Source organism: Ketogulonicigenium robustum, from assembly GCF_002117445.1.
Lineage (GTDB): Bacteria > Pseudomonadota > Alphaproteobacteria > Rhodobacterales > Rhodobacteraceae > Ketogulonicigenium > Ketogulonicigenium robustum.
The window spans coordinates 2,441,898-2,452,467 of record NZ_CP019937.1; the positions used below are offsets into that span (position 1 = coordinate 2,441,898).

The 10,570-nt window shown below is 64.6% G+C and carries 11 protein-coding genes; 6 read left to right on the forward strand and 5 right to left on the reverse strand.

Annotation, left to right across the window (positions count from 1 at the left end):
* Nucleotides 1–132 precede the first annotated feature (132 nt).
* The 4 genes from BVG79_RS12155 (at nt 133) to BVG79_RS12170 (ending at nt 5,043) form a co-directional block, all read left to right on the forward strand.
* On the forward strand, nt 133–417 hold the full coding sequence (locus BVG79_RS12155; RefSeq protein ID WP_085787138.1) for a YggT family protein: 285 nt from the start codon (nt 133–135) through the stop codon (nt 415–417).
* Between the two features lie 4 nt (nt 418–421).
* Nucleotides 422–2,461 carry a DNA helicase RecQ gene (gene recQ / locus BVG79_RS12160; RefSeq protein WP_085787139.1) on the forward strand — a complete coding sequence of 680 codons (2,040 nt, stop codon included), beginning with the start codon at nt 422–424 and terminating at the stop codon, nt 2,459–2,461.
* Nucleotides 2,462–2,489: 28 nt separating this feature from the next.
* Complete coding sequence (gene yaaA, locus BVG79_RS12165) at nt 2,490–3,260, forward strand: peroxide stress protein YaaA (protein ID WP_085787140.1); 771 nt, start codon at nt 2,490–2,492, stop codon at nt 3,258–3,260.
* Between the two features lie 79 nt (nt 3,261–3,339).
* Nucleotides 3,340–5,043, forward strand: a complete 1,704-nt coding sequence (locus BVG79_RS12170) for an ABC transporter ATP-binding protein (RefSeq protein WP_085787396.1) — start codon at nt 3,340–3,342, stop codon at nt 5,041–5,043.
* On the opposite strand, the gene BVG79_RS12175 is transcribed toward BVG79_RS12170, so the two are convergent.
* From BVG79_RS12175 to BVG79_RS13700, 4 genes are all read right to left on the reverse strand, one after another.
* The gene (locus tag BVG79_RS12175) at nt 5,040–5,795 is read right to left on the reverse strand and encodes a TSUP family transporter (RefSeq protein ID WP_085787141.1); all 756 of its coding nucleotides are present in this window, start codon (nt 5,793–5,795) and stop codon (nt 5,040–5,042) included. The two genes, BVG79_RS12170 and BVG79_RS12175, sit on opposite strands and share 4 nt — an antisense overlap.
* 2 nt (nt 5,796–5,797) lie before the next feature.
* On the reverse strand, nt 5,798–6,673 hold the full coding sequence (serB, locus tag BVG79_RS12180) for a phosphoserine phosphatase SerB (RefSeq protein ID WP_085787142.1): 876 nt from the start codon (nt 6,671–6,673) through the stop codon (nt 5,798–5,800).
* A gap of 73 nt (nt 6,674–6,746) precedes the next feature.
* Complete coding sequence (locus BVG79_RS12185; RefSeq protein WP_085787143.1) at nt 6,747–7,685, reverse strand: 2-hydroxyacid dehydrogenase; 939 nt, start codon at nt 7,683–7,685, stop codon at nt 6,747–6,749.
* The gene (locus BVG79_RS13700) at nt 7,682–7,822 is read right to left on the reverse strand and encodes a hypothetical protein (RefSeq protein WP_157115696.1); all 141 of its coding nucleotides are present in this window, start codon (nt 7,820–7,822) and stop codon (nt 7,682–7,684) included. The genes BVG79_RS12185 and BVG79_RS13700 overlap by 4 nt, the downstream gene beginning before the upstream one ends.
* Between BVG79_RS13700 and BVG79_RS12190 the strand changes: the two genes are divergently transcribed.
* The gene (locus BVG79_RS12190; protein WP_085787144.1) at nt 7,821–9,128 is read left to right on the forward strand and encodes an amidohydrolase family protein; all 1,308 of its coding nucleotides are present in this window, start codon (nt 7,821–7,823) and stop codon (nt 9,126–9,128) included. The two genes, BVG79_RS13700 and BVG79_RS12190, sit on opposite strands and share 2 nt — an antisense overlap.
* Here the strand turns inward: BVG79_RS12190 and BVG79_RS12195 are convergent.
* On the reverse strand, nt 9,125–9,973 hold the full coding sequence (locus BVG79_RS12195) for an SDR family oxidoreductase (protein ID WP_085787145.1): 849 nt from the start codon (nt 9,971–9,973) through the stop codon (nt 9,125–9,127). The two genes, BVG79_RS12190 and BVG79_RS12195, sit on opposite strands and share 4 nt — an antisense overlap.
* An 85-nt stretch (nt 9,974–10,058) precedes the next feature.
* On the opposite strand from BVG79_RS12195, the gene BVG79_RS12200 reads away from it, so the two are divergent.
* Nucleotides 10,059–10,436, forward strand: coding sequence for a winged helix-turn-helix transcriptional regulator (locus BVG79_RS12200; RefSeq protein ID WP_085787146.1), 378 nt, complete (start codon nt 10,059–10,061; stop codon nt 10,434–10,436).
* Nucleotides 10,437–10,570 lie beyond the last annotated feature (134 nt).

The window sequence follows — 10,570 nt, forward strand, 5'->3', positions numbered from 1 at the left end:
TTGCCTGCCCCCCGTTTTTTACCACATTAGCAGCCCTTGGGCGCGCGCGAAACGGTTTTGCGCCTTCGGCGGGGATTGTTCTTCGCGCGTCATCGCCTTAGGTGCTTGGGGGATGAATGACGGGTAGGGCTGATGACAACGCTGATTGAATTTCTGCTGATGATCCTGGGGATCGCGCGCTACGTGATCTTGATTTATTTCGCGCTCAGCTGGCTGATCACCTTCCAGGTGCTGAACCTGCGCCAACCCATCGTGGCGCGTATCTGGTACACGATGGTGCGCCTGACCGAGCCTGTCTTTGCCCCCGTGCGCCGCGTCATCCCCCCGATGGGCGGGATCGATTGGGCACCGCTGGTTGTCATCCTCGGCATCAGCGTGATCGAGATGCTGCTGCGCCAGAACCTCTACACATTCTGACGTGATGCAAAAACAAGACGCCCTGCGGACGGTGTTCGGCTTTGACGCCTTCCGCCCCGGGCAGGAAGAAATCGTCGATGCGGTGACGGCGGGGCGCAATACGCTGGCCATCATGCCGACGGGCGGCGGCAAGTCGCTGTGCTACCAACTGCCCGCGCTGTGCCGTGGGGGCGTGACGGTGGTCGTCTCGCCGCTGATCGCGCTGATGCGCGACCAAGTGCGCGGCCTGACGCAGCAAGGCGTGGTCGCGGGCGCGCTGACATCGGCCAACACTCCCGATGAAAACGATGCCATCTGGCGCGCGCTGTCCGACGGGCAGATGAAGCTGCTGTATCTGGCCCCCGAACGGCTGGCGGCTGGCGCGACGGTGCAGATGCTGGAACAGGTTGGCGTCGGCCTGATCGCGGTGGACGAGGCCCACTGCGTCAGCCAATGGGGCCACGATTTCCGCCCCGACTACCTGCGCATCGGCGCATTGCGCCGCGCGCTGGATGTGCCGCTGGCCGCCTTTACCGCAACCGCCGACCCCGAAACGCAGGCCGAAATCGTCCAGAAACTGTTCGACGGCCACAGCCCCGCCACCTTCCTGCGCGGGTTCGATCGGCCGAACATCCACCTTGCCTTTGCCGCCAAAGACGGCCCGCGCCAGCAGATTTTGCGCTTTGCTAGCGCGCGTAAGGGGCAGTCGGGCATCGTCTATTGCGGTACCCGCGCCAAGACCGAGGTGCTGTCCCAAGCTCTGCGCGAAGCGGGGCTGCCCGCCTGCCACTACCACGGCGGCATGGACCCGACCCTCCGCCGCGAGACCGAGGAACGCTTTCAGCAAGAAGACGGGCTGATCGTGGTGGCGACGGTGGCCTTTGGCATGGGCATCGACAAACCCGACATCCGCTGGGTCGCCCACGCCGACCTGCCCAAATCGATCGAGGGCTATTATCAGGAAATCGGCCGCGCGGGCCGCGACGGCGCCCCTGCCGAAACGCTGACCCTGTTCGGTGCCGACGACATCCGCTACCGCCGCGCCCAGATCGACGAGGGCGCCGCCCCCGATGACCGTAAGGCTGCCGACCATGCCCGCCTGAACGCCCTGCTGGGGCTGGCCGAGGCGCAGACCTGCCGCCGCCACGGCCTGCTGACCTATTTTGGCGAAGCGCCGCCGCCCCCTTGCCATAACTGCGACCTGTGCGACGCGCCCCCCGCGCTGTTCGACGCGACAACGCCGGTGCGCATGGCGCTGTCGGCCATTTTGCGCACCGACCAAACCTTCGGCTCGGGGCATATCATCGACATCCTGACCGGCAATGCGACCGACAAGCTGTGCGAGCGGGGCCACGATGCGCTGCCGACCTTTGGTGTTGGCCGCCAATGGTCGCGCCCGCAGTGGCAGGGCATGTTCCGCCAGATGATGGGGCTTGATCTGCTGCGCCCCGACAGCGCTCGCCACGGCGCGCTGTATCTGACCGAGGCCGCCCGCCCCGTGCTGAAGGGCGAGCAGCCTGTCACCCTGCGGTCCGACGCGCTGAAGGTGGCAAAATCTGCCCCCGCCGCCCGCGCCATCGTGGCCGAGGAAGACGCGCCGCTGTTTTCCGCCCTACGCGCCAAACGCGCCGCGCTGGCCAAGGCCCAGAACGTGCCCGCTTATGTCATCTTTCCAGACAAGACGCTTGCCGAAATGGTCGCCCACCACCCCGCAACCTTGGACGAGATGGCCAAGATCAGCGGTGTCGGCGCCAAGAAGCTGGAACAATATGGCGAGGCCTTTCTGGCCGTTCTGACGGGCGACGCCGCCCCCTTGCACCCCGCGCGGCGCAAACTGGCGGGGCAGGGCGGGGGCGAACTCTACGACCGCCTTCTGGCTGTTCAGGCCGACCTGCAACGCGGCGAGACCGGCTTCGACAAACCCCTCAGCCTGTCGTCCAGCGAATTGGCGCGCGTGGCCAAGGCGCGCCCCCACGACATGCCCGCGCTGACCCGCCTGATCGGCGAAAAACACGCCGAACGCTTCGGTGCCGCTTTTCTTCGTGAAATCGAAGGCGCACAGTAGCGCCACACCGCATCAAAGGACGCCGCCCGTGCTGACCGTCATCTCGCCCGCTAAAGCCCTAGACCTGTCGCCCGTGACCACATCGACCACTCGCCCCGCGTGGCAGGACGATGCGACCTATCTGGCCGGCCTGATGCAGAAAAAATCCGTGGACGAGATCCGCAAGATGATGGACCTGTCCGAAGATCTGGCCCAGCTGAACCGCGACCGCTTTCTGGCCTTCGCCAGCGCGCCTACCCCCGATGTCGAAAAGCCGGCGATTTTCACTTTCAACGGCGATACCTATCAGGGGTTCGATGCCCCCACGCTGGATGCGCAAGCCCTGTCGTATGCGCAAGGACACCTGCGGATCCTGTCCGGCCTTTACGGGATGCTGCGGCCGCTGGATGCGATCCAACCCTACCGGCTGGAAATGGGCCGCCGCCTGCAAACCAGCCGCGGCACCACGCTTTATGCCTATTGGGGCGACCGCATCGCCCGCGCCCTAAACGATCAGGCCGAGGAAATGGGCACAGAATTCCTGATTGATTGCGCCAGTCAGGAATATTTCAAGGTCATCGACCGCAAGGCCCTGCAGCTGATGGTGATCACCCCGACCTTCCTTGAAATCAAGAACAACGTCGGCAAAACGGTGTCGTTCTATGCCAAACGCGCACGCGGCGCGATGGCGCGGTTCGTCGTTGAAAACCGCATCACCGACCCTGCCGACCTGCGGGCCTTCAACGTGGGCGGTTACAAGTGGGATCCGGCCAGCCAGCCGGGTAAGCCGGTTTTCACGCGGCCCTCGCCCACAGCCTGATCTGCGCGCAACGGGGTTGACTTCCCCTGCGTCCGGCATTCTTTGTCGCCTGTTCCCGAAGAAATGACAGGTGCCGATGATGCTGCGACAGTTTTTCTCTTACTACAAACCGTGGCGGCGGCTGTTCCTGCTCGACTTCGGGTCGGCGGTGTTGTCGGGCATTCTGGAACTGGCCTTCCCGCTGGCCATCACGTGGTTCATCGACAGCCTGTTGCCGCTGGGCGATCTGAAGCTGACCGTGTTTGCCGCGTTTTTGCTGGCGGGCGTCTATGGGCTGAACGCATTCCTGATGTATGTGGTGATCTTTTGGGGGCACCAGCTGGGCATCAACATCGAAACCGAGATGCGCCGCCAAGCCTTTGACCACCTGCAAAAACTGTCGTGGAGCTTCTTTGACACCCAGCGCACAGGCAAGCTGGTCGCCCGCGTGACCCGCGATCTGGAAGAAATCGGCGAGGTCGCCCACCACGGCCCCGAGGATTTGTTCATCGCCATCATGACCTTTATCGGGGCTTTCGCAATGATGGCCATGTTGCACCTGCCGCTGGCGCTGCTAACGCTGGTGATTGTGCCGGTCGCCTTTGCGGTGGTGCTGTTCTTTGGCCGCCGCATGACGAAAACGTGGCGCGCGATCTATGCCCGCGTTGCGGGTTTCAACGTGCGGCTGGAAGAAAACGTCGGCGGTATCCGCGTTGTGCAGGCCTTCGGCAACGAAGAACACGAACGCGCGCTATTTGCCAAAGACAACGCCGCCTACCGCAATACGAAAATCGACGCTTACCGGTATATGGCAGGGTCCAACGCGGTGACCTATATCGGCATGCGCGCCACGCAGATTCTGGTGATGGTGGCGGGTGCGGCGTTCGTCGTCTCGGGCAGCCTGACCACGGGCGGCTTCGTCGGCTTCTTGCTGCTGGTCAACGTCTTCCTGCGCCCGCTGGATAAAATCGCCACCGTGATCGAGATGTACCCCCGCGGTATCGCCGGGTTCAAAAACTTTCAGGACCTGATGGCGACCGACCCCGATATCGCCGACAAACCCACCGCCATTGCCGCTCCGAAGCTGACGGGCGACATCCGGTTTGACGACGTGAAATTCGCTTATTCCGATGGCCGCCCCGTGCTGCGCGGCATCAGCTTTGCCGTCAACCCGGGCGAGACTGTGGCCTTCGTCGGCCCCTCGGGGGCGGGGAAAACGTCGCTGCTGGCGCTGCTGCCGCGCTTCTATGACGTGACCGAAGGGCAGATCCGCGTCGATGGCCACGACATTCGCGACCTGCAGCTAGGCATGTTGCGCGCGCAGATTGGGCTGGTCAGTCAGGATGTCTACCTGTTCGGCGGCACGCTGCGCGAGAACATTGCCTATGGTCGCCTTGGTTCCAGCGATGACGAGATCATGGAAGCCGCACGCCTTGCACAACTGGCCGATATGATCGCGGGCATGCCGGCGGGGCTGGATACCGTGGTGGGCGAGCGCGGCGTGATGCTGTCGGGCGGGCAGAAGCAGCGGGTCGCCATTGCGCGCCTGTTCCTGAAGAACCCCCCGATCCTGATTTTGGACGAAGCGACCTCGGCCCTCGACACCCAGACCGAGCGTGAGATTCAGGCCGCGCTTGACCGGTTGGCCGTGGGCCGCACGACGCTGGTCATTGCCCACCGTCTGGCTACGATCCGCAATGCCGACCGTATCTTTGTGATGGATCAGGGCCAGATTGTCGAAACCGGCACCCATGCCGAACTGGTCGCGGCAGGCGGGCATTACGCCAAGCTGGACGCCGCCTAGCCCAGCAGCAGCCGGATCGCCAGCAGCGAGGATGTGACAACCAGCAGCGGCTTGATGATCCGCGCCCCGACCCGCATCGCAAGGCGCGATCCGACATAAGCGCCCGCGATTTGCGCCACGCCCATCAGCAACCCCGTGATCCACCACGGGGTTGCGACGATGGCAAAGGCCAACATCCCCCCGACGTTCGATGCAAGGTTCAGCAGCTTGGTGTGGGCCGTCGCCTTCAGCACGCCGTAGCCCGCCAACAACACGAAGCCGATCATATAGAACGATCCCGCCCCCGGCCCGACCAGCCCGTCATAGAACCCGACCAGCGGCACGACGGTCGCTGCAAACAGCGTGCCCGTCAGGCGTTGGCGGCGGTCGGTATCGTCAAGGCCGGGCTTCAGTGCAAAGAACAGCGCAATTCCTACCAGCAAAAACGGCAGACCGGCTTTGATCCACTCGACCGGCAAGTGGCTGGTCAGCACCGCGCCGCAGATCGACGCGATAAAGGCCACTAACGCTGGCCAGACTTGTTTTCTAAGATCCACATGCCCCGCGCGGGCATAGCTGTAGGCGGCTGTTGCGGTGCCGAACACGCCTTGGATCTTGTTGGTCGCAATCGCGGTGACGGGCGGCGCGCCCGCCAGCATCAGCACGGGCAGGGTGATCAACCCCCCGCCGCCTGCGATGGAATCGATAATACCGGCAAAGAAGGCCGCTGCCATCAGCAGGGCCAGAACGTCAGGGGCGACTTCCAGAAACATGATCAGGCGGCAAACTCGCTACGGGCATAGCCCTGAATGAACAACAGGGCCGACAAATCGCCGTGGTTGATGCGGATGTCGCATTCGGCGGCCACGGCAGGTTTGGCATGCAGCGCGACGCCCGCGCCCGCCAGCCCCAACATTCCCAGATCGTTCGCCCCATCGCCGACGGCCATGACCTGATCGTTGCTTAGGCCCAGCTTGTCGCGCAACTCCTCCAACGCCTCGATCTTGGCGGCGCGGCCCAAGATGGGGGTAGCGACCGCGCCGGTCAGGGCGCCATCTTCCACCAGCAGCGTGTTCGCACGGTTCTCGTCGAACCCCAGCGCAGCACCGACGCGCGCGGTAAAGGCGGTGAACCCGCCCGAGACCAGCGCGCAATACGCCCCGTTTGCCTTCATCGTAGCAATCAGGTCGCGCCCGCCGGGGGTATAGGTGATGCGGGTGTCCAGCACGTGCTGGATGATCCCTTCGGGCAGGCCGCGCAGCAGGCCGACGCGCTCGCGCAGGGCCGCCTCGAAGTCCAGCTCGCCGTTCATGGCGCGGGCGGTGATGTCGGCGACACGCGCGCCGACGCCAGCCTCGGCGGCCAGCTCGTCAATGCATTCCTGCCGGATCATGGTCGAATCCATATCGGCCAGCAGCAGCTGCTTTTTGCGCCCCGTTGTCGGCTGCACGACCAGATCAACGCCCAAGGCTTGCAATGCCTCCCACCGCTGCCACTGATCGGCGGGCTGGGCGGGCATATCGAATTCCGCCGCCTCGCCGACCGACAGCCAACGCGGTGCGCCGCCTTGCCAGCTGGCGGCAAGGCTGTGGACCAGCGCCTCCTCGAGCACGGGGGATTGTGGGTCGGTCAGCAGGGTTGCGGTGAACATGGGCGCCCTCGGCGGTGGATGGGTTTGGGGCGGTTGTAATCCCGCCGCCGCGGCAATGAAAGCACCAACCCTGCTAGATGACAGGGCTGGGCAGGGGCCGCCCCGCGAAATGCGCGGCCAGATTGGCAACCATCAGTTCCCCCATCGCCACGCGCGCAGCGGCTACCGCCCCGCCGACATGCGGCTGCAGCAACACGTTATCCAGCGCAAACAGCGCCTCGGGCACCTTCGGCTCGTGCGCGAACACGTCCAGCGCGGCCCCGCCCAACGCGCCGCTTTGCAGCAGCTCGACCATGGCGGGTTCGTCAATCACACTGCCGCGCGCCAGGTTGAGGACATGCCCCTGCGGGCCCAAAGCCTCCAACACCGCGCGGCTGACCAAGCCTTGCGTCTCGGCACCGCCCGGCACGATGACGATCAGCCAATCGACATCGTGCGCCATCGCGGCCAAGTCGGGGTAGTACTCATAGGGCAAATCAGGCTTGGGGCTGCGCGCGGTGTAGCAAATCTGCATCTTCAGCGCGCGCAGGCGGTCGGCAATCTCGATGCCGATGCGGCCCATGCCGACGAAACCCGCCTTCTTGCCGACCAAGGTGCCGGTCAGCGGCGCGGCGGGGCCGCTTTGCCACTGGCCCGCGCGCACGAAGCGGTCGTGCCACGCGATGCGGCGGGTCATTTCAATCATCATGCCAACGCCCAGTTCGGCCACCACATCGTTCAGCAGCGGGTCGGGCGTGTTGCTGACGCGAATCCCCCGCGCGCTGGCCGCGGCGGTATCAACCCGGTCATACCCCGCCCCGTAATTCGCAATCATTTCAAGGGCGGGCAGCTGCGCGATCAGGGCGGCGGGCGCGGCACCGGCGGTCAGGCCACGGATGCGGGGGGCCACATCGGCCAGCAGGGCAGCACGGTCGGGGGCGTTGTAATAGGGGTGCAGCGTGAAGCCCTGTTGCTGCAAGGCAGCGGTCGTTTCGGGCAGCAGCGGCCCCGTTTGCAGGATGTCGATGGTCATGGCTGTGCCCCCGTTTGCTTGGCTTTGCGGCGACGCTTGCGCAATTCGCCGGTGATGGCAAGCAACTGGCGGCTTGCCTTTGGGGGCAGGTTGATCAAAACCAGCAGGAACCGCCGTTCCATCAAAAGGCCCCCCATGCGTCTGCACCATATTAAGGCAAACGCCTTCCATGCGCCCACTCTTGCCGCCGTCGAGGAACTGCCCGACACCCTCATCACCTGTGATGACCAGGGCACAATTGTGGCGGTGACGCCGGGGGGCGATCACGCCGACGCGCTGCGCCTGCCTGCGGGGCAGGTGTTGCTGCCGGGGTTTGTCGATCTGCACGTGCACGCCCCGCAATACCCCCAATTGGGAAGCGCGCTGGATCTGCCGCTGGAAGACTGGCTGCAGCACTACACCTTCCCGCTCGAGGCGCGCTACGCCGACCTCGATTTCGCGCGCGATGTGTATAGCGCGCTGATTGACGACATGCTGGCCCTTGGCACAACGGCGGCGCTGCATTTTGCCACCGTGCACGTGCCCGCAACGAACCTGCTGGCCGATATCTGTCTGGCCAAGGGGCAGCGGGCGGTGATCGGCAAGGTGGCGATGGACGACCCGGCAGCCTGCCCCGATTACTACCGCGATGCCTCGGCGGCTGATGCGGTGGCGGGCACGCGCGCGGTGATCGACCATATCCACACCATCGCGGGTGTCGGGGGGCTTGTTGCCCCCGCAATCACGCCGCGCTTCATTCCCAGTTGCACCGATGAATGCTTGCACGGCTTGGGGCAACTGGCCGCCGAAACCGGTGTGCGGGTGCAATCGCATATCTCGGAATCCGACTGGGCGCATGGCTATGTGCAAGACCGCATGGGCCAGTCGGACGCGGAAAGCCTGGCTCATTTCGGCCTGCTGCGCCCACATTCTGTCTTCGCGCACGGCACACATCTGTCCGAGAGCGATATGGCGCTGCTGCGCGATCATGGGGCGGGGGTGGCGCATTGCGCGGCGTCGAACGCCTATTTCGCTGGGGCGGTGTTTCCGCTGCGCCGCGCGCTGGATATGGGCCTGAACACCGGCCTTGGCACCGATATTTCGGGCGGCCCCAGCCCCTCTATATTCGAGGCTGCCCGCATGACCGTCGCCGCATCGCGCATCCGCCAGCGCGGCGTTGACGCGGCTGCCCCGTCCGACCAGCGTGGCACCGGCGAGGCCCCGATCGACATGGCGACCGCCTTCCATCTGGCCACGCGCGGCGGGGCGCAGACATTGGGCCTGCCCACGGGCAGCTTCGCGGTTGGGATGAAGTTTGATGCAATGGCGGTGGATACCACCGCTGCGGCAGGGACGATCCGCCCCTTTGGTGCGACCGGCCTGCGGCTGCTGGAAAAAATCCTGCATACCGCAAGCCGGCCCAATATCGCCGCCGTCTGGACCGACGGCGTGCGGCGTGTTTAGCCCTTCAGGGCGGCGCTGACGGCATCTGCCAGCGTGGTGGTCGGGCGACCGATCAGCTTCGACAGATCCTTGCTTTCGCTGAACAGCGCGCCTTGCGATGCGCCGATGTCCCATGATGCAATGGCGTCGGCCAGCGGTGCGGGCAGGCCGATACCGGCCAGCGTCTTGGCATAGTCGCCTTCGCTCAGGTGGTTGTAGGGCAGAGGCTTGCCGGTCTGGCGGGCAACCTCGGCGGCCAGATCGGCCAATGTGTAGGACGTATCGCCAGCCAGCTCGTAGGTTTTGCCGATGTGGCCGTCTGTGGTCAGTACGGCGACGGCTGCGGCAGCGTAATCGGCGCGCGTCGCCGATGCGATGCGACCCTCGCCCGCGCTGCCGATAAAGGCACCCCCAGCCACTGCGCCGCCGATGCTGCCGGTGTAGTTTTCGGTGTACCAGCCGTTACGCAGGATGGTGTAGTCGATGCCCGATGCCTTGATTGCAGCTTCGGTCGTGCGGTGCTCGTCCGCCAGGCTGAGGGGTGATTCGTCCGCGTTCAGCAAGCTGGTGTAAACGATGTAGCCCACGCCCGCAGCCTTGGCGGCCGCGATGACATTGGCGTGCTGCGTGGCGCGCTGGCCGACTTCGCTCGAGGAGATGAGAAGCAGCTTGTCCACGCCCTTCAGCGCGGCTTCCAGCGCGTCGACATCGTTATAATTGGCCGCGCGGGCCGCAACGCCCAGATCGTCAGCCTTGGCGGGGTCGCGCACCAGTGCCACGATATCGCTGGCCGGCACTTTTTCCTTCAATTGGGCGATGACAAGACGGCCCAGTTGGCCGGTTGCACCCGTAACAGCGATAGTCATGCTTTTTCTCCTTGTGGGTATGACTGTTCATATTCATATGTGAAGACACTAACGAATTATAAGTACATACATGCAGGTAAGTATAATGAATCAGCTGGCATGGGCCACCGACGGCGATGTGTCGCCTGCGGCCGACGTGCTGCGCGCGGGGTGCCCCTCGCGTCGGGTATTGGGGCATCTGACCAGCCGCTGGGGCGTGCTGGTTCTGGTGGCGTTGATGCTGCACGGCCAGCAGCGCTTTAGCATGCTGCGTCGCCGGATCGAGGGGGTGAGCGAGCGCATGCTGGCCCAGACCCTACAGTTGCTGGAAGCGGATGGAATCGTGCAGCGCATTGATTTCAAAGAGGTTCCTCCGCATGTTGAATATGTTTTGACCCCCATCGGGCGCGAGGCGGCCGACAAGGTGACAGCCCTTGCCGCTTGGGCCGAGGACAACTTGCCGCGCTTTGATAATGCGCGGTGAGGTGCGCTGATTTAGCATTCAACTTCGGTGTAACTTTTCGGTGAAATGCCGCTTTATGCGGTGTAAGCTGCCGTTATGGCAGGGCGGCCTTCCCCGTGCGGAAGGCGCTGCCGCATCCATGAGGGGGCCGTGAA